The sequence below is a fragment of the Streptomonospora litoralis genome (assembly GCF_004323735.1).
GTDB classification, from domain to species: Bacteria; Actinomycetota; Actinomycetes; order Streptosporangiales; family Streptosporangiaceae; genus Streptomonospora; species Streptomonospora litoralis.
The window spans coordinates 572463-592090 of sequence record NZ_CP036455.1 but is presented as its reverse complement, the minus strand read 5'-3'; the positions used below and the strand labels follow the sequence as shown (position 1 = coordinate 592090).

Sequence of the window (19628 nt, the reverse complement as noted above, 5' to 3'; positions counted from 1 at the left end):
CGGCCGGGGCGGGATGCATGGGAGAACCGAGGCCCTACTTCTCGACGACCGCGAGGATGTCGCGGGCGGAGAGGACGAGGTACTCCTCGTTGTCGTACTTGACCTCGGTGCCGCCGTACTTGCTGTACAGGACGACGTCGCCGACGTTCACGTCCAGCGGGATGCGCTTGTCGCCCTCGTCGTCCCAGCGGCCGGGGCCCACGGCGAGGACCTCACCCTCCTGGGGCTTCTCCTTGGCGGTGTCGGGAATGACAAGGCCGGAGGCGGTGGTCTGCTCGGCCTCCAGCGTCTTGACGACGACGCGGTCCTCAAGCGGCTTGAGCACAGTCTTGGTGGCGGTCGACACGGTTGTGACCTCCCCCTTCGGGTTCGAGAATTCGAAACGGCATGCTTTGCAAAGGGGCGACCACGGCGGCCTGCCGTCGCGGGTGCCAGACCGGCCTCGTCGCGATTAGCACTCTACCTTTGAGAGTGCCAGTATGGAACATTAGCCCGACCCATGGGGCGCGTCAAACAACAGGTCACAGGGGAACGGAGAACACCGTGGTGACTAGCGGACAAACCGCATCCGACGCGACGACGGTGTTCGCGGCACTGCACACAACCGCCGGGCAACGGGTTCTCGCGGCCGCCGCGGAACTGGTAGTCGAGGACCCGCTGAAGGCCGCCACCCGACTGCGCCGCGACGCCGAGCGGGCGCTGGCCGCATCCGGCGACGAAGCCGCCGCCGGGGTCTCCCCCGCCGACCTGGCCGGCGCGGCACTGACCCAGGCGCGGCTGCGCGCGCGGGGGCGCGAGAAGTTCGGCGGGCGGGCCGACCGGATGTTCTTCACCGCCCCCGGCCTGGAGCAGGCCACCCGGGGCCGTGTCACCGGCTACCGCGCTGCACGGCTGGCCGCCGCGCTGGGGACCGGGGCCCGCGTGGCCGACCTGGGCTGCGGGATCGGGGCCGACACCCTGGGCATGGCCGAGGCCGGCCTCGCGGTGGAGGGAATCGAGGCCGATCCGCTGACGTCCGCCGTCGCCGCGGCCAACGTCACCGCGCTCGGCGTGGCCGACCGGGCGCGCGTACGCGAGGGCGACGCCGCCGCCGTCGCGCCCGCCGACTACGACGCGGTCTTCTGCGACCCCGCCCGCCGCACGGGCCGCGGCCGGGTGTTCGACCCCGACGCCTACTCCCCGCCCTGGGACACCGTGCTGGACCTGGCCGCGCGCGCACCGGCCTCCTGCGTCAAGGCGGCGCCGGGCATCCCGCACGAGCGGATCCCCGAGGGCGCCGGGGCCGAATGGATTTCGGTGGACGGCGAACTGAAGGAGACGGCGCTGTGGCAGGGCGCCCCGGCTCCGGCACGGCGGCGTGCCACCCTGCTGAGCAGCGCGGTGTCCGAACCGTCCGTGCTGGAGGCCGACCCCGCTCGGGAGCCCGCCCCCACCGGCCCGCCGGCGCGCTACCTCTACGAGCCGGACAACGCCGTAGTGCGCGCGCACCTGGTGGCGGAGGCGGCCTCGCTCGTCGGCGGCGCGCTGCTCGACCCCGATATCGCCTACATCACCGCCGAACGCCTCGTGCCCACCCCGTTCTGCCGGGCCTACGAGATCCACGAGGCCATGCCGTTCTCCCTCAAGCGGCTGCGGGCGGCCGTCCGGAAGCGGAACGCGGGTACGGTAACGATTAAGAAACGCGGATCCGCCGTGGACGTCGAGAAGCTCCGGCGCGATCTCCGCCCGAGCGGCCCGGAATCCGTTGTCGTGGTTCTCACGCGCGTGCGCGAACGGCCGCTGTGCCTACTGTGTTCCGAGGTCACAGCCCCACCGGAGACATCGGGGACATAAGAGGCATTCCGGAACTGCGAGCTCACGCGTGACTAAGGTCGCGATCAGTACTAGCGTGACGCAACAGACCGCTAAAGCCGCAATCCCCCTTCTTTGCCACTGCACACGGTGAACGAGGCTCATGTCGTTAAACTGATCCCGCTGAATCCCTTCTCTTCCGTCCTGGATTCCTCCGGCGACGCACCAGGGTGGTCGGCGGCCGCCAACCTGCCCGCTCTCCCACCGTGGCACCGCATATCACCGCGCGTGACCGCAGCGCCTCCGAAAGTCACCGCGGTCGCCGCGGTGTCGTGTCCGCCCCCGGCGTCGCGCGGCAACCCAGGAGCACACCGCCCATCCACGGCCGAAGCGGGTGGGGGCGCCAGATCGTAAGGAGCACCTCGGTGGAACAGACCAACCACAACTTCCTCAACGGGGGAGGTCAGACCGGGATCTCCGACCGCATGCGGGACCTCCTCTCGCGGGCCGCGCAGGACCAGATGTCCGAGCAGAAGTCGCAGGGTGCGGTCAACGAGGAGATGCGCCAGCGCCTGGAAGGCATGGAGTGGCTGCTGCGCGAGTTCCGCGAACGCGAGTTCGCCACACTCGCGGAGTCGGTCACCAACGTCCAGGCCCGCGTCGACGAACTCTCCTCGCGCCCACCCGAGTGGGCGGAGACCCTCGCCGAGCACATCTCGCTGGTCGGAGAACGCGTCAAGCCGCTCGCGGAGATGTCGGCGCTGCGCGCGGACATCCGCACCATCACCGGTCACCTCGACACCGCGCTCTCGCGGCTGTCCGACCTGGCGGGCTCCGGTGAGCAGATCTCCGGCCGCATCGACGCGCTGGCCGAGCGCGTCGAGGGGCTGACCGCCGACGCCGAGGCCCGCTTCGGCCGCCTCGACGAGGCGGTGTCGGGGCTGAACACCGACACACAGGAACTGCGCGATTCCCTGGCCGCCGTCACCGAGCGCCTGGAGGCCCAGCACGACAGCGCCATGGGCGCGGCCACCGAGCGGCACGAGGCCGTGAAGGCCGCTATCGACGAGGGCCGCGAGGCGCTGGCCGCGGCCGTGGAGCAGGGCCGCTCCTCCGTCGAGAACGCGGTTGCCGAGGGCCGCGAGAGCCTGGTGACCTCCATCGGCGAGAGCCACGACACGCTCGAATCCACCCTGCGCGATCAGCACACGGCGCTCAGCGGCAAGCTCGACAGCACCGCCGAGTCGCTGCGCGGCGCCACCGAGCAGAGCCGCGACGCGGTGACCGGCGCGCTGTCGGAGAGCGCCGACCGCCTCAGCACGCAGGCACAGGAACGCCACACCGCCCTGAGCGAAAGCATCGAGCGCCTCGGCAGCCGGGCCGAGGAGGACCACGGCGCGCTGCGCGAAGGCATCGACCGCCTCGACACCGGCGCCCAAGAGCGCCACACCGCCCTTACCGAAGGCATCCAGCGGCTCGACACCCAGGCCGCCGAGAACCACACCGCCGTCACCTCCCAGCTCGGCGAGGGCGTCTCCCGGCTCAGCGGCCAGGCCGAGGAGAACCACGCCGAGACCGCGGCGGCGGTGGCGGATGCCAACAGCGCCGTGGTCAAGCTGGCCGAGTCCACCGAGGAGCGCCTCGGCGACATCCGCACCCACGTGCGCGACCGGCTCACCGAGCTGCACGAGCAGCTGGAGCTGCACCGGGCCGAGCTGCGCGAGCGCGACGACCAGAACCGCAGCGAACTCGCCGGCAAGCTCGACGAGACCGCGGAAGGGCTGCGCGCCAAGACCGAGGCGGACCTGGCCGCCACCACCGCCGCGCTGGGCGAGCTGCGCGGCACCGTCGACGAGCGCGCCGCCGAGCTGCGCGAGTCCGTCGACACGCGCATCGGCGAACTGCGGGGTGCGGTCGACGAGCGCATCACCGCCCTGGCGCAGCAGAGCGACGACCGCCACGGTTCGCTCACCACCACGCTGGAGGAGCAGCGCGCGACCGTCGACGCCCGCCTGGAGCAGAGCCGCCAGGAGCTGACCGAACGCGTGGACCGCCACCTGGAGCTCGTCAAGGGCCAGGTCGAGCACGGCCTGGGCCGCCTCACCGACCGGTTCGACACCTTCGAGGGCCACTTCGAAGGCAACTTCGAGGGCGTCGAAGGCAAGATCGACGGGGTCAACGGGCGCCTCGACGGCATAGAGGGCCGCGTGAACGGCGTCGAGGGCCAGTTCGAAGGCGTCAACGGGCACATCGACGGCGTCGACGGCCGGCTGGAGGCCGTGGACGACCGCCTGGAGGCTCTCAACCAGCGCCTGGCCCAGCTTCCCGCCACCCTGGAGTTCAGCGAGGTGCACCGCCGCCTCACCGAACTGCTGGAGCGCCCGGTGGTCGACCCCACCGACCGGCTGGAGAAGCTGGACGGCCACCTCAAGGAGGGCCTGGACCCGCTGCTGCGCGAGGTTCAGGCGCGCCCGGACCGCCACGAGTTCGACGAGGCCATCACCGAGGCGGTGGAGACCTCGCACGACGACATCACCAAGCGCCTGGCCGCCCTTGAGGAGACCATGCTCGCCCTGGCCGAGGCCCTGCTGCGCCCCGGCCAGGACGGCAAGAAGAAGCGCCGCCGCCACGACGACGAGGACGACGACGAGTAGCGGTCGGACCGGGATCAAGACGAGCGGCATCCACGACGGGTGCCGCTCGTCCCCCTCTGTCGTGGTCCCTGCGAACGAAGACGATGGCACGCCTTGCAGGAGCGGGTATACCTGTCACCGAGTCCGACGCTGAGGAGTGGGCATGCTGATGAGACTCCCCGATCGCGAACCCCAAGGCGGAGCGCTACGGCGACATGTTGAGGCATCCCCGCAGCCCAAGGGCTTCCGGGTCGAGATCATCAGGGGAAAAATCGTGATGTCCCCAACGCCGTCGTTCAAACACGGCGGCATCATCACCCGTATTCAGCAGCAGATCTTCGCTCAGATCGATCCGTCCAGGTGGCCTCAGCAGGCGTTCTCGGTGGCGTCCCTCGATGACGAGGACGATTACTGCTCGCCTGACCTGGTCGTGGTGCCACGCAGTCTCGAGGACGAGTCAGGGTGGCTGCTCGACCCCGACGTCGTCGATCTCGTCGTCGAGGTCGCGTCACCCAGTAACGCGGCCATCGACTCGACCGAGAAACTGGACTCCTACGCCGAGTGGCGGATCCCGATCTATCTGCTGATCGATCCGCGAAAGGGCGACGTGTTCGTGTACTCCGATCCCGTCGACGGGGGTTATCGCACGACGCACTCCACCCGCTTCGGCGACACAGTCGAACTGCCCGCTCCCTTGGCGGGCATGCGTATCGACACCTCCGGCTTCCGTACCTACGACTGAGCAGCCGGTGGGCGCGGGTCGACGGTTCTCAGGATCAGACGTTGACCGGGTACACGGCCGCGCGAGCGTTGGTCGTCCGCCCCGCTGCCGCTGGGGCATTCTCCACAGTGCTGGGAGCTGGTAGCGGAGTGTCCGCGTTGATCGCTCAGTACATCTGCCAAGAATTACGGAGAATGCCGTGGATGCGGTCGTTGCGTTTGCGTGGTGGGAGCTGGCTCTTGGCATATGCGTGTCGGCTTGGCTGGTCTGGCATGCGCGCAACGGACGGAGCCCTTCCCAGCAGCGTGGTTTCGCGCCTCTCATGCTGGTGCCGGCCTTGAGCAGTGTGGTCTTCGCGATCGTGCTTCTTGTTTAAGCAGCGGACCACATACCAGCGCCGACCCCGAGAACACTCGGTCGCTGTAGCCGACGCGTTCGGGCAGGACGATCCGCGCCGGTGCGCGGACGGCTCAAGCCGCCAGTGTGCGGTCCACCGGCAGTGAGGTGTCGGTGGCCAGGCGCAGGGTGGACGGGGGCAGGTCGGCGGCCACCACCTCTGCTCCGAGGGCGGCGATCATGGCGCCGTTGTCGGTGCACAGTCGGGGACGGGGCACGCGCAGGGTGACACCGGCGTCGGCGCAGCGCTCCTCGGCGAGGGCGCGCAGGCGGGAGTTGGCCGCCACTCCGCCGCTGATCACCAAGTGCTCCACGCCGTGCTCCAAGCAGGCGTCGACGGCCTTGCGGGTGAGCACGTCGACCACCGACTCCTGAAAGCCGGCGGCGATATCGGACACCGGAAGGCTGCGCCCGTCGCGGGCGCTGTCCTCCACCCAGCGGGCGACCGCGGTCTTCAGCCCGGAGAAGGAGAAGTCGTAGGTGCCGTCGCCCCACTTGCCGCGCGGGAAGCGGATCGCCTTCGCGCTGCCCTCACGGGCCGCACGGTCGATCGGCGGGCCGCCGGGGTAGGGCAGACCGAGCAGGCGGGCCACCTTGTCGTAGGCCTCGCCGGCCGCGTCGTCGACGGTGTCGCCCAGCGACTGGACGCCGGTGGCCAGGTCGCGCACCAGCAGCAGAGACGTGTGTCCGCCGGAGACGAGCAGGGCGATCGAGGGCTTGGGCAGCGGCCCGTGCTCCAGCTGGTCGACGGCGACGTGGCCGACCAGGTGGTTGACGCCGTACAGCGGCTTCCCCAGCGCCATCGCGTACGCCTTCGCCGCCGAGACGCCCACCAGCAGCGCACCGGCCAGGCCCGGACCGGCGGTCACCGCGACGGCGTCGACGTCGGCCAGGGTTACCCCCGCCTTGTCGAGGGCGCGGCGCACCGTCGGGGTCATCGCCTCCAGGTGCGCCCGGCTGGCGACCTCGGGCACGACCCCGCCGAAGCGGGCGTGCTGGTCGACGCTGGATGCGACCTCGTCGCTGAGCAGCTCGCAACCGCGCACCAGCCCGACGCCGGTCTCGTCGCAAGAGGTCTCGATGCCCAGGATCAGGGGCAGGTCCCCAGCACTCATCACGCCTTCTCCTCGTCCTCGCCGGCCCCTTCGACGGGCTCGCCGAACTCCAGGGCCTCACTCGGCTCGCCGCCCCGGGTGCGGGCTATCGCCGCCGCCGGCGCGGAGCAGCGCATCACGATGGCGTCGACGCCGTCGCGGTAGTAGCCGCGCCGCACACCGATCTCGGTGAACATGAACCTGCGGTAGAGCTCCTTGGCGCGCGGGTTGTCCGAGCGCACCTCCAGGAGCACTTCGCGCACACCGCGTGTATAGGCCGCGCCGAGCAGCTCGGTCAGCAGCGCGGAGGCGACCCCCCGGCCCCACCAGGACCGGTCGACGGCGATGGTCTGCACGTCACCGTCCGGCGGGACGGCGCGCAGGCCCGCGTAGGCCATGACCGGTCCGTCCTCGCCCGCAGCGCCGCCGCTGCGGCAGGCGACGTAGTAGTGCCGCGTGGACTCGGCGAGCTCCGAGCGCATCATGTCCTCGCTCCACGCGTCGCCGGGGAACAGCGCGCGCTCCAGTTCCATCACGGCCGGGAGGTCGAACTCGCTCATCGGCCGCACCCGGTAGCCGGGGCTCATACCTGCCACTGGCTCACCTTCTTCGGCGCGGTGGGCTCGGCGGCGTCGGGCCGGCGCAGGTAGAGCGGGCGGGGTTCGTCGAGTTCCGCGCCGGCGGCCAGGCGGCGCAGCGCGACCTCGCCGAGCGCCTCGGCCGTGGGATAGTGCGGCTCGGCGCCGGCCGCCGGGCCGAGCACGTCGGCGTAGAGGTGCGCGCCGTGCCCGATGACGGGCAGCCCCGCGGTGTCCACCGCCGACGGGCGGTCGACGGCGATGTCGGAGGTACGGGTGCGCGCGTCGGCGAAGCGCGCCCAGAAGACCTCCTTGCGCCGCGCGTCGGTGGCGGCGACGAACGGTTCCTCGCGGCCGGAGGCGAACGCGAGCGCATCGAGGGTGGGGATGCCGTGGCAGGGGACGTTCAGGGCCTCGGCCAGGGCGTGCGCGGTGGCCAGCCCCACGCGCAGGCCGGTGTAGGGGCCGGGCCCGATGCCCACCGCGATATGGGTGAGATCGGTGACCTCCGCGCCCGCGCGCGACAGCACGTCGGCGATCTGGGGGCTCAGCAGTTCGCCGTGGTGCCGGGCGTCGACGGTGGAGGCGGCGGCGCGGACACTAACGCTGCCGCTGCCGCCGCCGTCGTCGGCTTCGCAGACGGCGCTGGTGACAGCCGGGGTTGCGGTATCGAAAGCCAGGAGGAGCACGGTGAGCCAGCCTAGTCCGCGTACAGGGCGGCGCCGGCCCAGCGCGCGCCGATGCCGGTCAGGGTGATGCCGCGGATGTCGTCGGCCCGGCGGGCGATGGTGATCTCCAGCCGCTCGTCGGTGAGGTCCTCGGCGATGCCCTCGCCCCATTCGACGACGGTGACGGACTCGCCGAGGCCGGTGTCGAGGTCGAGGTCGTCGAGCTCGTCCGGGCCGCCGAGGCGGTAGGCGTCGGCGTGTACGAGCGCGGGGCCGCCCGACAGCGGGGGATGCACACGGGCGATGACGAAGGTGGGCGAGGTGATGGGCCCGCGCACGTCCAGCCCTTCGCCGATGCCCTGGGTCAGGGTCGTCTTACCGGCGCCCAGGGGCCCGCTGAGGATCAGCAGGTCGCCGGGGCGCAACTCGGCCGCGATGCGGCGGCCGAGCGCGCGCATCTCGGCATCCGTCGCGGCGGTGCGGAAGGCGGTGCGGGTGTCGCCGCCGGTACCGCCCGGGGCGTGGGAAGGCGCCGGTGCGGCGGCGCGGGTGGTCTCGGTCATGGGCTCGCAGCGGTGTCTCGGTCGGGTGCGGCGGCGGTTCCGTCCACGTAACCAGGGTAGGCGCGCGCGGGCACCGGGGCGCACGGCCGGGCACCGGGCGCTCGCCGACCGGTGTGCCGTGCGGGCGGCGGTCAGGCCCCGCGCGGCGCGGACCGGGCGGCCCCTGGGGCCGGTGGTTATCAGTCGGCGCCGTCGTAGACCCGCGGAACACGCGCGGAGATCCGCGTGACGATCTCGTAGGGGATGGTGCCCAGCACGTCCGCCCAGTCCTGGGCGGTGGGCTCGCCGTAATCGCCGGGGCCGAACAGCACGGCCTCGGGTCCGTCCCCGGCGGCTTTGGCGGTGCTCGCGTCGTCGCCGATGTCGACCATGAACTGGTCCATGCAGACTGTGCCGGAGACGGTCCGGCGCTTGCCCGCCACGAAGACCGGCCCGGTGTTCGTCGCCGCCCGGGGGATACCGTCGCCGTAGCCGAGCGGGATGAGCGCGAGATTGGTCGGCGCGTCGGTGGTGTAGCGATGCCCGTAGGAGACCCCGCTGCCGCCGGGCACGCGCTTGACCAGGGCGACGGAGGTGCGCAGGGTCATCGCCGGGCGCAGCCCGGTGCCCGCCAGGCCGGGGATGGGGCTGAGGCCGTAGCTCGCGATGCCGGGGCGTACCAGGTCGAAGTGGCTCTCGGGCAGGGTGAGGGTGGCCGCCGAGTTCGCCAGGTGGCGCACCTCGGGGGCCAGCCCGGCCTTGGCGGCGATTTCCAGCGCTTCGTGGAAGGCGCTCGTCTGGGCGGCGATGGAGGGGTGGCCGGGCTCGTCGGCGCAGGCGAAGTGGGAGAACAGGCCGGTGACCCGGATCAGCCCTTCGGCCTCCGCCCGCGCCGCCGCGGCCACGGTCTCGGGCCACTGTTCGGTGGTGAGGCCGCCGCGGTTCAGTCCGGTGTCTGCCTTGAGGTGCACGCGGGCGGGGCGCCCGGTCTCGCGCGCCGCGGCGGCGATGTCGTCGATGAGCGGAGGAGCGCTGACCCCCAGGTCGATGTCGGCCGCCACCGCGGCGGCCAGGGGCGCGTGGGGCGGCAGGATCCAGGCGACGACAGGGCACGTGATGCCGGCGCCGCGCAACTCCAGCGCCTCCTCGATGAAGGCGGTGCCCAGCCAGGTGGCGCCGCCGGCGAGCATGGCGCGGGTGGCGGGCAGCATGCCGTGGCCGTAGCCGTCGGCCTTGACGACGCCCATGACCGCCGCGCCGCGGGCGCGACGCGCCAGGGCGGCGACGTTCTCACTGATGGCGCCCAGGTCGACGCGCGCTTCGGCGAACGAGGATGGCATGCCCTCAAGTCTGGCACGGGTGCCGTGCCCGGGGGCGCGTGCGGCGCGGGGGGCGGTGGTGGGTCGGGGGTTCGTAGGTGGCGCGTGCGGTGGGGCGGGTCGGGTCCGCTGGGCGGCCCTGTGGTCTGCCGGGCGGCGGGTGGACTTGCCGGAAAAGCGGCGGCGACGGTGACAGCGGGGCCGGGCCTGCGGTCGACGGGCCGGGTGCTCGCCGGTGGCGATTGCAGCGGGGCGGGTCGGGTCCGCTGGGCGGCCCTGTGGTCTGCCGGGCGGCGGGTGGACTTGCCGGAAAAGCGGCGGCGACGGTGACAGCGGGGCCGGGCCTGCGGTCGACGGGCCGGGTGCTCGCCGGTGGCGATTGCAGCGGGGCGGGTCGGGTCCGCTGGGCGGCCTTGCTGATCTGCCGGGCGGCGGGTGGACTTGCCGGAAAAGCGGCGGCGACGGTGGCAGCGGGGCCGGGCCTGCGGTCGACGGGCCGGGTGCTCGCCGGTGGCGGTTGCAGCGGGGCGGGTCGGGTCCGCTGTGCGGCCCTGTGGTCTGCCGGGCGGCGGGTGGTCTTGCCGGAAAAGCGGCGGCGACGGTGGCAGCGGGGCCGGGCCTGCGGTCGACGGGTCGGATGCTCGCCGGTGGCGGTTGCAGCGGGGCGGGTCGGGTCCGCTGGGCGGCCCTGTGGTCTGCCGGGCGGCGGGTCACCTGACGGAGAACGACGGGCACCGAGGACGGCGCGGGGTCCGGCCCGCGATCGACGGGCCGGGTGCTCGCCGGTGGCGGCGGCCAGCGGGGGCCGCCCCCCCGGGGGTGGGTATTCATCACAACACCTCCGTGCGGAGCCGGTGTTGCACTCACCCCCTGAACCCGCGTCCCTGCAGACAGACGCGGCGCGGCTTGGCCCGTCTATCGCGAACTTATGGTCGCAGGAAAGCGCATTCCGCGGCCATAAGTTCGCGATAGACGCCGGGTGAACCGGCATACCGGACATACCGGCGCCGGTTGGCCGACGTGGTACCGCCGTGTTGTGGCCGGACCCGCACCGGGCGGAGGCCGCGCGGCGGGGTGCGGTCGCGGGCGCCCGCACGGCCCCGGTGGTGCGCCGGATCGGGGGCCGAGGTGGCGACGACACGTCGCTCGTGGCGCCCGGGCGTCGCCGACGGGAGCTCCGCGGTGGCACCTCGGGGCGACACCGAGGCGGATGCCGCCGCACGTATGTGCATCTCGTGGCCCCGACCCGGCTGCCCGACCGCCGCCCCGCCCACCGCAGGCCCGGCCCCGCCGCCGTCGCCGCCCCGCCGCACGCCCAACCGGCGAGCACCCGGCCCGTTGGGCGCAGGCCCGGCCATCCCCCGACCTCGCCGCCGCTCTTCAGCCAAGACCACCCGCCACCCGGCCGACCACAAGGCCGCACAGCAGACCCGAGCCGCCCCGCCGCACGCCCAACCGGCGAGCACCCGGCCCGTCAACCGCAGACCCGGCCATCCCCCGACCTCGCCGCCGCTCTTCAGCCAAGACCACCCGCCACCCGGCCGACCACAAGGCCGCCCAGCAGACCCGAGCCGCCCCGCCGCACGCCCAACCGGCGAGCACCCGGCCCGTCAACCGCAGACCCGGCCATCCGCCGACCTCGGCGCCGCTTTTCAGCCAAGACCACCCGCCACCCGGCCGACCAACAAGGCCGCACAGCGAATCACCGCCGCGCCGTACACATAATCGCCGAGCCCCCGGTTTGTCGACCGCGGCCCCGATGCGCCGCGCCGACGGGTCGGGGGCTCGGCGGCCCGTGGCGCACCCGCGAGGGCGGTCGAGGAACTCGCGGCAGGCCGACGAACGCCCTACTCGGCTCCTTCGGCGGTGTCCTTGTCCGGCACGCCCTCCTCGGCCAGGCGCTTGAGCCGGGGCAGGGTCTGCTCGATGCCGCGGGCGTTTCGGGCAGGATAGCCGAGGAGGATGTAGGCGGGCGCGCCGCGCCGGTAGTCGAAGGTCTCGGTCACGCGCGTGGTGCCGTCCTCCAGGGGTTCCAGCGTCCAGCGCCAGATGTGCGGGCCGAAGTGCCGCCACGCGAGCAGGCGGTCCTCCTCGTACTCCACGACCCGGTTCGCGATCCGGTAGGGCAGGCCCATTCGCATGTCCATGCCGAAGCGGGAGCCGGGGCCGAGGCGCTCGTCGCCGCCACTGGCCCGCTGGACCGTGCCGGAGCCGTCGAACTCGTGGTGGCGGCCCGGTGTACGGAGGATGTCGAAGATCCGTTCGGCGGGTGCGTCGATCACAACACTGCGCGATACCTGATGCTTGGCCATAGCGGCATCCTCTCAGCCGCATCCGGCATCGGCCGCCGGGGTGGAATCGCTGCCCGGCGCGGGCGCGGGCGCGGGCCTCGCCGGGCTCACCCGCCGCGGACGCTGTGGCGTTCGACCGCGGCGAGCTGCCGGTCGGCCGACGACAGGTGCAGCACCCAGAAAGTGCCCTTGCGCAGGGACAGCTGCTGGGAGACGGGGGCGTCCAGCCGGTCCAGCGCCTCACGCATCAGGCCGGGAACCAGTTCTCCGTGAGTGCACACCACGGTCGGCAGCCCTTCGTCGATGAGCCGGGCGAAGGCAGCGTGCGCCCCTTCGGTGTCGAAGACCGTGTCCGAACCCGAGGTCCGCGCGGTGAAGGCCCGTTCGGTGCGCATCTCGGCGCCGTTGGCCACGGCGTAGGACAGCATCGTCTCGGTGCACCGCGCAGCCGCGGAGCTGACGACGCGCGGAGTGCCCAGGGCGGTCAGTACCCGGGAGAGCTCGCCGGCGTCGCCGCGGCCCACCGAGTCCAGCGGGCGCAGCAGGTCGTCGTCGTCCCAGCTGTTCTTGTCGCCGGCCGATGCGTGGCGGAGCAGGATCAGCGGGAAGGTCTCGGCGGGCCCGGTGGCGAAGTTGTCCAGCACCTGGATGTCGTGGCCGTAGGTGGCCCGGCGGCGGGCCTCGGCGACGGGCAGCCACTCCAGCCGGTCGATCTCGTCGTTGGGCGCGAAGGAGGACTCGCCCGAGGCGGTGGCCGCCCACCACTCGACCTGCTTGGGCCAGCCGTTCTTCAGGTAGCGCTGGGGCGGGACCCGGCGGCCGAGCACCGGCAGCAGCCCGGTCTCCTCGGTCACCTCGCGCACCGCGGCGGTGAGCAGGTGCTCGCTGTTCTTCACTTTGCCCTTGGGCAGGCTCCAGTCGTCGCGGTCGGGGCGGTGCACCAGCGCGACCTCGCACGCCTGGGGATCACCGCGCCACAAGACAGCACCGGCCGCGCGGATGGGCTCCAGATAGCCGCTGGGGGCGGTGTCGCGGGGCGGGAAGGCGCTGGTGATCGTTACGGGTTCGTCCGGGTGTTCAGCCATCGACGGCCCGCAGGTGGCGGTCGCTGCGCAAGGCGCTCTGCAGTTCGAGCAGCCGCTCACCGGCATCGTCGCGGGTGACCCGGTGCCAACCGCCGTCGGGCTCCATGCGCCACGACGCCGTGCTGTCGGCCATCGCCAAGTCCATCAGCCCCACCAGGCGGGCCCGCTGCGCGGACTCCTCGATCCTGATCAGCGCCTCGACCCGCCGGTCCAGGTTCCGCGGCATGAGGTCGGCGCTGCCGAGCCACACCTGCGGTTCCCCTCCATTCTCGAAGACGAAGATTCTGGAGTGTTCCAGGAACCGTCCGAGGATACTGCGCACCCGGATCGTTTCGGACACCCCCTCCAGCCCGGGGCGAAGCACGCAACTGCCCCGCACCCACAGGTCGACGGGCACGCCGACCCGGGAGGCCTCGTAGAGGGCGTCGATGATGTCCTCGTCGACCAGCGAGTTCACCTTGATGCGGATGCGCGCGGGCAGACCGCGCCGGTGGTTGTCCATCTCCTGCTGGACACAGCGCATCAGGCCGTCGCGCAGCGCCGAGGGTGCGACCAGCAGCCGGCGGTACTCGGCCTTGCGGGAGAAACCGGTGAGGTGGTTGAAGAGGTCGCTGAGGTCCTCGCCGACCTCGGGGTCGGCGCTGAGCAGGCCGAAGTCCTCGTAGATGCGGGCGGTGCTGGGGTTGTAGTTGCCGGTGCCGACGTGGCAGTAGCGCCGCAGGACTCCGTCGTCGTCCTGGCGCACCACCAGGGCCAGCTTGCAGTGGGTCTTCAGGCCGACGACGCCGTAGACGACGTGGCACCCGGCCTCTTCGAGTTTGCGGGCCCACAGGATGTTGTTCTGCTCGTCGAAGCGCGCCTTGATCTCGACGAGGACGACGACCTCCTTGCCGGCGCGGGCGGCGTCGATGAGCGACTCGACGATCGGGGAGTCGCCGCTGGTCCGGTACAGCGTCTGCTTGACGGCGACCACTCGCGGGTCGGCCGCGGCGAGGGCCAGGAAGCGCTCGGTCGTGGTGGTGAAGGACTCGTAGGGGTGGTGGACCAGCAGTTCCCGTCTTCGCACCGCGTCGAAGAAGTCGTCGTGGGCCAGGTCCTGCGGTTCGACGGGCACCATCGGCGAGAAGCGCAGCTCCGGACGCGGCAGGTTCGCGATCCGGTCGAGCCCCGCGAGGCTGAGCGGCCCCGGGACCGCGTAGATCTCGCGGTCCTCGGCGCCCAGTTCGCGGCGCAGGATGGCCACCGCGTCCTCGGAGATGGTCTCCTCGACCTCCAGGCGCACCAGCGGTCCGAAGCGGCGCCGGCGCAGCTCGTTCTCCAGCGACTGCACCAGGTCGTCGGTCTCGTCCTCGTCGACCTCCAGGTCGGCGTTGCGGGTGACCCGGAAAGCGTGGCGCTCCAGCACCTCCATCCCCTCGAACAGCACCTGCAGGTGGCCGGCGACGACGTCCTCGGTCGGCACGAAGCGGTCTGCGCCCAGGTCGATGAAGCGCGGCAGGGCGGAGGGCATCTTCACGCGGGCGAACATGGTCCGGCCGGTCTGCGGGTCGCGGACGGTGACCGCCAGGTTGAGCGAACGACCCGAGATGTAGGGGAACGGGTGTGCGGGGTCGACCGCGAAGGGGGTGAGCAGCGGGTAGACCGAGCCGTGGAAGAACTCGTGCATTCTCGCGCGCTCGGCTGCGTCGAGTTCGTCCCAGCGCACGATGCGGATTCCGGCTTCGGCCAGGGCGGGGGCCACCGACTCGTGGAAGCACCGCGCCTGCCGCAGCATCAGCTCGCGGGAGAAGTCGGAGATGTGCTGCAGCAGGTCGTCGGGGTGGTGGCGGGTTGCGGAGGTGACGGCCACGCCGGTGGCGATCCGACGCTTCAGTCCGGCGACGCGCACCATGAAGAACTCGTCCAGATTGCCGGCGAAGATGGAGAGGTAGCGGGCGCGCTCCAGCAGCGGTACGTCGGCGTCTTCAGCGAGCTCCAACACGCGCTGGTTGAAGCGCAGCCAGCCCTCCTCGCGGTCCAGGAAGCGGTCAGCAGGAAGTTCGCCACTGGTTTGTCCCGTAATCACCGATTCCGCAGTCACGGTCGCAGAGTCTCCCATCTGCTTGAACGGGCATCGGCGCCGTGGTGTCCACGCGGTTACGCATGCGCAGGGCGCCGCCGCAGGAGGCACCCGAGTGCCGTGCCCGTGCCCGTTCGCCTGATGGAGATGTTCCCTCGCGGTGCCGTCCGAATTCGGACATAGAACACGAAGATCGCGGAAGTCCCACTGCCGCCGACTCGGCCCCTCAGCCGCCGGGAATCCCCGCGATCAACTGCCGCCCCCGGCGGCTCCGGCGGCCCCGGCGGCGGCTGCCGCGGCGACGGCTCCCTCGATGGACTGGATCACCGCGCGCACCGCCTGGCCGATGTCGTCGCGCGCCACGACCGCCTTGATCCGCTTGCGCCGCTCGCCGCCCGGCACGTCGCCGAACAGCTTGCCGTCCAGCCCGACCGCGCCGACCAGGGCCAGCAGGGCGGCCGAGCGCGGATCGGGCACGTCGTAACCCAGCAGCACCGACCGCAGCCCGTTCGCGCTCGTCTCGCGGCTGCCCGGGACGGCCGGCCGGTAGTCGTTCGAGGGGAAGATCCCCATGATGCGCCCCTGGGAGTAGGCGAGCACACCGTCGGATACGGCCCGGCCGAGCAGCCGCTGCCGCAGCGCATTCTTGTTCATCTTCTGCACCCACCATTTGACCTTGCGCGGGCGCTGTTCGGAGGCGATCCGCCAGGCGGTGCCGTCCAGGTCCGGGTCGCCGGTGTGCGAATAGCCGGCGGCGTAGACGCGGTCGTCTGCGAGCCGGGCGCGGCCCGCCAGCACCAGATCGGCGACCAGCGCTCCGACCAGACCGCACTGCAGCCGGTTGGCGTCGACGAGCGGGCGCCCGGTATCAGGCCGGTGCGCGAGGAGGAGCAGTTCGTCGGTGAGGATCTGCCGGGTCACGAGGTCTCCTGCTGCTCGGTGCCACGTATGCGGTGAGTATCCCAAGCCGGAGTGTCCGTCCACCACTGCCGAAAGGGGGCACCGGCGCGTGCCGAAAGGGGGCACCGGGCGGCGCGCACGCCCGGATCCGCGCGGCGCCGCTACAGGACCTGAAGCGCCGGAGCCACCCGTATCAGCAGGGCGCCGGAACGCATGAGCACGTTCAGCCAGAAGTTGCGGTAGGCGCTCCACAGGAGGCCGTGCAGCAGGCCGACCATGGCGTAGAACACGCCCGCCTGCCAGACACCGAACTCCAGGACCTCGGCCTCGGTGCTGAGCTCGCCGTACTCCGACAGGTAGACGCTGACCACGGTGAACAGCGCCGTTGCGAGCAGTATGCCGGGCCAGCGCCCGGCCACGCGCTCCAGCCGCGTCTGCACCAGGGCGCGGAAGAACAGCTCCTCCGGTACGGCCACGGCCGCGACGATGGCGATCGCCGCCGCGATCACGAGCGCGGGATCGGGCATCGGCGCCGGGAAGACGGCCAGCGCCATCAGCGCCAGCGTCACGCACACCGGAACGGCGCCGGCCCACCGCCAGCCCTCGGTGACCCGCATGGCCAGCAGCGGCATCACCGTGCTGTATCCGGCGACGGTGAACCCGCCCATGTCGACCACGACGAGGGGGAGCACGAACAGCAGCAGGATGCGGATGGGAGGCATCAGCACCTCCCAGCTCACCGTGGGAAGGAACGTCTGCCCGAGAAAGGAGACCCCCACCGTCGCCAGCAGGAACACCGCTAACAGCAGCATGAGGCATGTCAACTCGTAGGGCATCGAGTGGCCCTCCAGCGCGGCGCGCGCCCGCCGGTCCAGCTCCCGGCTCCGATGCCGGTCGGTGACGACGGCGATCAGCACCAGGCCGGCGGCCATGGGCATCAGCAGGGCGCCGTGGCTCGGCGCCCGCCCCCCGAGCGCACTCGTCGGCACCACGGGGTGCAGCACCAGCACCACGGCCAAGGCCGTCACCGCCGCGGCGGCGCCCCACTTCAGTAACCGTCCGGATGTTCTCGTCACCGGCCTCCCCCCAGCTCAGGGCCTCAGTCTCTCCTGTACGCAGGGAAAGGTGACGCAATGGAAACGGTATGTCGTTACTCTCCGTTTTTTTACTTTCCGCAGAGGAAAGTCGAGTTGGCGATGCGGCGCCGCGCGCCCGTCGGGGCGTCACGGAAGCCGTCACCCGCCGGGCACGGGCCGCGGGCCGCGGGCAAAGCGACGGGAGGGCGCCCCGTCGGAGCACCCTCCCGCACTGTGAATCGGACCGGCGCCGACCCCGGCGAAAAGGGGGACCGCACCGGCAGCCGGCGTCAGCTTTCGAGCACCGCCTTGAGGAACGTCTTGGTGCGCTCCTCCTGCGGGTCGCCGAAGATCCGCTCGGGAGAACCCTCCTCGGCGACCTGGCCTTCGTCGAACATCAGCACCCGGTGCGACACGTCCCGGGCGAAGCTCATCTCGTGGGTCACGCACAGCATGGTGATGTCGGTGCTCTGCGCGATCTCCCGCAGCACGTCCAGCACCCCGGCGACCAGTTCGGGGTCGAGCGCCGAGGTGACCTCGTCCAGCAGCAGGATCTGCGGCTGCATGGCCAGCGCCCGCGCGATCGCCACGCGCTGCTGCTGCCCGCCGGACAGTTGGGTGGGGTGGGCGTCGATCTTGTCGCTCAGCCCGACCATGTCCAGCAGCTCCTCGGCGCGCCGGTTGGCCTCGTCCTTGGCCACGCCCAGGCTGTGCACGGGACCCTCGGTGACGTTCTTGCGCACGCTCATGTTCGGGAAGAGGTTGAACTGCTGGAAGACCATGCCGATGCTCTTGCGCGCGCGGCGCAGGTGGGCCTCGTTGGCCTTGACCAGGCGCCCTCCGCGGCGCATGTGCGACAGCGGCTCGCCGTTGACCCAGATGACGCCGCCGTCGATGGGCTCCAGGGTCATCAGCAGGCGCAGGATCGTCGTCTTGCCCGACCCGCTGGGCCCGATGAGCGTTACCCGCTCACCGGGGGCGACCGAGAAGTCCAGCTCGTCGAGCACCACGTTGCTGCCGTAGCGCTTGACGACCTTGTCGAAGTTGATGATCTCGCCGCCGGGTGCCTCCTGAGCGGACTGCACGCCGGCGGTCTCCGTACTCCGCGTACTGTCAGACTGCTGCATATCGGCGCTCCAGACGTCGGATGATGACCGCGGAGGGCACGCTCACGGCCAGGAAGAACAACCCTGCGAGGGTGTAGGCCTCCATACTGCGGAAGGACTCGGTGCCGATCGCCTTGGCCACGAACATCATCTCGGGCACGGTGATGGCGAACAGGTACGGCGTGTCCTTGAACATGGAGATGAGGTAGTTGCCCAGGGCGGGCACGACCTTGCGGATGGCCTGAGGCAGCACGACGGCGCCCCATGTCCGCACCGGTGGCAGGCTCAGCGCGCGGCAGGCCTCCCACTGGCCCTTGGCCACACCTTCGATCCCCGAGCGGTAGACCTCGGCGGTGTAGGCCGCGTAGTGCACGCCCAGGACCGAGACGCCGATCGTCAGCGGCGTGATGCTCGGCGGTGCCAGGGCGAACACGAACAGCAGCTGCACCAGGATCGGGGTGGTCCGGATGAACTCGAAGACGGCGAACACCACCGGACCGACGCCCCGGACCATGCGCAGGACCGCCACGAACAGGCCCAGGACGAGGGCCACCGCATAGCCGATCACCACCGCTTGGACGGTGACGACCAACCCTTGCAGCAGTTGCGGGATGATGCTGATCGCGAACTCGGTGTCCCAGGTCACTTGGCCGCCCCCACTCTCGTTCCGGGTGTCGGCGGACGCAGCAGGGACAGCAGGCCACCGCCGGTCGGCGCCCTGCCCAGCCGCCGGTTGGCCTGGCGCTCCAGCATGCGCATCCCGAGGATCAGCACCTGGGCGATGACGAAGTACATGATCAGGGCGCTGACGAAGGCTGGGATCGTCTCCCCGGTGCTCTGCCGCAGAGTGCCGGCGACGTCGGTGAGATCGGCGACGTTGATCAGCGATACGATCGCCGACGCCTTCATCAACTCGATGATCAGGTTGCCGAAGGTCGGCAGCATCTGCGCCCACGCCTGCGGCAGCAGCACCAGCCACATCCGCCGCGCCCACGACATGTTCAGCGCGATCGTGGCCTCGGTCTGCGCCCTGGGCACCGCGTTGATCGCCGCACGCACCACCTCGGCGCCGTAGGCACCGACGTTCAGCCCGAGCGCGAGCACGCCCGCGAAGATCGGTGAGAGCTGATACGGCGTGATCTGCGGGACCGCGTAGGCGAACCAGAACAGCAGGATCAGCGCCGCGACACCGCGGAACGCCTCGGTGTATACCGTGGCGATCCCGCGGGCCAGCGGGTTGCGCAGCGTGCCGAGGATGCCGATCACCATCGCCAGGATGAACGCCAGCAGCGAGCCCAGCAGGGTCAGCATCAGTGTTGTCAGGGCCCCGTCCAGATAGGCCGGGAACCTGTTGAGGAAGAAATCCACG

At 71.5% G+C, this 19628-nt stretch carries 17 protein-coding genes; 3 read left to right on the top strand and 14 right to left on the bottom strand.

The genetic code is table 11. From position 1 onward, the window contains the following. Nucleotides 1-34: 34 nt before the first annotated feature. On the bottom strand, nt 35-346 hold the full coding sequence (gene groES / locus EKD16_RS02645) for a co-chaperone GroES (protein ID WP_131096922.1): 312 nt from the start codon (nt 344-346) through the stop codon (nt 35-37). A 200-nt stretch (nt 347-546) separates the two neighbouring features. Here groES and EKD16_RS02640 point away from each other — a divergent pair, with 200 nt between their 5' ends. The 3 genes from EKD16_RS02640 to EKD16_RS02630 all read left to right on the top strand — a co-directional run bounded on the left by EKD16_RS02640 (nt 547) and on the right by EKD16_RS02630 (nt 5166). Continuing rightward, a complete protein-coding gene (locus tag EKD16_RS02640; RefSeq protein ID WP_242677205.1) occupies nt 547-1833 on the top strand; it encodes a class I SAM-dependent methyltransferase in 1287 nt (428 codons plus the stop codon). 383 nt (nt 1834-2216) lie between these two features. Further along, nucleotides 2217-4445, top strand: a complete 2229-nt coding sequence (locus EKD16_RS02635; protein WP_131096920.1) for an apolipoprotein A-IV repeat region-like domain-containing protein — start codon at nt 2217-2219, stop codon at nt 4443-4445. A gap of 142 nt (nt 4446-4587) precedes the next feature. Then, on the top strand, nt 4588-5166 hold the full coding sequence (locus EKD16_RS02630; RefSeq protein WP_131096919.1) for a Uma2 family endonuclease: 579 nt from the start codon (nt 4588-4590) through the stop codon (nt 5164-5166). 449 nt (nt 5167-5615) lie between these two features. Here EKD16_RS02630 and tsaD read toward each other — a convergent pair whose 3' ends face one another. From tsaD to ehuC, 13 genes are all read right to left on the bottom strand, one after another. Next, nucleotides 5616-6656 (bottom strand): tRNA (adenosine(37)-N6)-threonylcarbamoyltransferase complex transferase subunit TsaD, encoded by a 1041-nt coding sequence (tsaD, locus tag EKD16_RS02625; RefSeq protein WP_131096918.1) that lies wholly within the window; start codon nt 6654-6656, stop codon nt 5616-5618. Continuing rightward, the gene (gene rimI, locus EKD16_RS02620) at nt 6656-7222 is read right to left on the bottom strand and encodes a ribosomal protein S18-alanine N-acetyltransferase (RefSeq protein ID WP_207391521.1); all 567 of its coding nucleotides are present in this window, start codon (nt 7220-7222) and stop codon (nt 6656-6658) included. Before rimI ends, tsaD begins: the two co-directional genes overlap by 1 nt. Beyond that, nucleotides 7219-7902 carry a tRNA (adenosine(37)-N6)-threonylcarbamoyltransferase complex dimerization subunit type 1 TsaB gene (gene tsaB, locus EKD16_RS02615; protein ID WP_131096916.1) on the bottom strand — a complete coding sequence of 228 codons (684 nt, stop codon included), beginning with the start codon at nt 7900-7902 and terminating at the stop codon, nt 7219-7221. The genes rimI and tsaB overlap by 4 nt, the downstream gene beginning before the upstream one ends. Before the next feature lie 11 nt (nt 7903-7913). Further along, the gene (gene tsaE, locus EKD16_RS02610) at nt 7914-8444 is read right to left on the bottom strand and encodes a tRNA (adenosine(37)-N6)-threonylcarbamoyltransferase complex ATPase subunit type 1 TsaE (protein ID WP_131096915.1); all 531 of its coding nucleotides are present in this window, start codon (nt 8442-8444) and stop codon (nt 7914-7916) included. A 179-nt stretch (nt 8445-8623) separates the two neighbouring features. Continuing rightward, entirely contained in the window at nt 8624-9763 is a 1140-nt protein-coding gene (gene alr, locus EKD16_RS02605; RefSeq protein WP_131096914.1) for an alanine racemase, read from the bottom strand. 1826 nt (nt 9764-11589) lie between these two features. Further along, nucleotides 11590-12054, bottom strand: coding sequence for an SRPBCC family protein (locus EKD16_RS02600; RefSeq protein WP_131096913.1), 465 nt, complete (start codon nt 12052-12054; stop codon nt 11590-11592). An 86-nt stretch (nt 12055-12140) separates the two neighbouring features. Continuing rightward, the gene (locus EKD16_RS02595) at nt 12141-13118 is read right to left on the bottom strand and encodes an NUDIX hydrolase (RefSeq protein WP_131096912.1); all 978 of its coding nucleotides are present in this window, start codon (nt 13116-13118) and stop codon (nt 12141-12143) included. Continuing rightward, nucleotides 13111-15138 carry an RNA degradosome polyphosphate kinase gene (locus tag EKD16_RS02590; protein ID WP_242677375.1) on the bottom strand — a complete coding sequence of 676 codons (2028 nt, stop codon included), beginning with the start codon at nt 15136-15138 and terminating at the stop codon, nt 13111-13113. The genes EKD16_RS02595 and EKD16_RS02590 overlap by 8 nt, the downstream gene beginning before the upstream one ends. A gap of 288 nt (nt 15139-15426) precedes the next feature. Then, a complete protein-coding gene (locus EKD16_RS25175) occupies nt 15427-16098 on the bottom strand; it encodes a GOLPH3/VPS74 family protein (RefSeq protein WP_165498478.1) in 672 nt (223 codons plus the stop codon). Between the two features lie 140 nt (nt 16099-16238). After that, on the bottom strand, nt 16239-17153 hold the full coding sequence (locus EKD16_RS25170; protein ID WP_165498477.1) for a CPBP family intramembrane glutamic endopeptidase: 915 nt from the start codon (nt 17151-17153) through the stop codon (nt 16239-16241). 290 nt (nt 17154-17443) lie between these two features. Then, on the bottom strand, nt 17444-18280 hold the full coding sequence (gene ehuA, locus EKD16_RS02580; RefSeq protein ID WP_131096910.1) for an ectoine/hydroxyectoine ABC transporter ATP-binding protein EhuA: 837 nt from the start codon (nt 18278-18280) through the stop codon (nt 17444-17446). Further along, complete coding sequence (ehuD, locus tag EKD16_RS02575) at nt 18267-18905, bottom strand: ectoine/hydroxyectoine ABC transporter permease subunit EhuD (protein WP_131096909.1); 639 nt, start codon at nt 18903-18905, stop codon at nt 18267-18269. Before ehuD ends, ehuA begins: the two co-directional genes overlap by 14 nt. Then, on the bottom strand, nt 18902-19627 hold the full coding sequence (ehuC, locus tag EKD16_RS02570; RefSeq protein ID WP_131096908.1) for an ectoine/hydroxyectoine ABC transporter permease subunit EhuC: 726 nt from the start codon (nt 19625-19627) through the stop codon (nt 18902-18904). The genes ehuD and ehuC overlap by 4 nt, the downstream gene beginning before the upstream one ends. Nucleotide 19628: the final 1 nt, after the last annotated feature.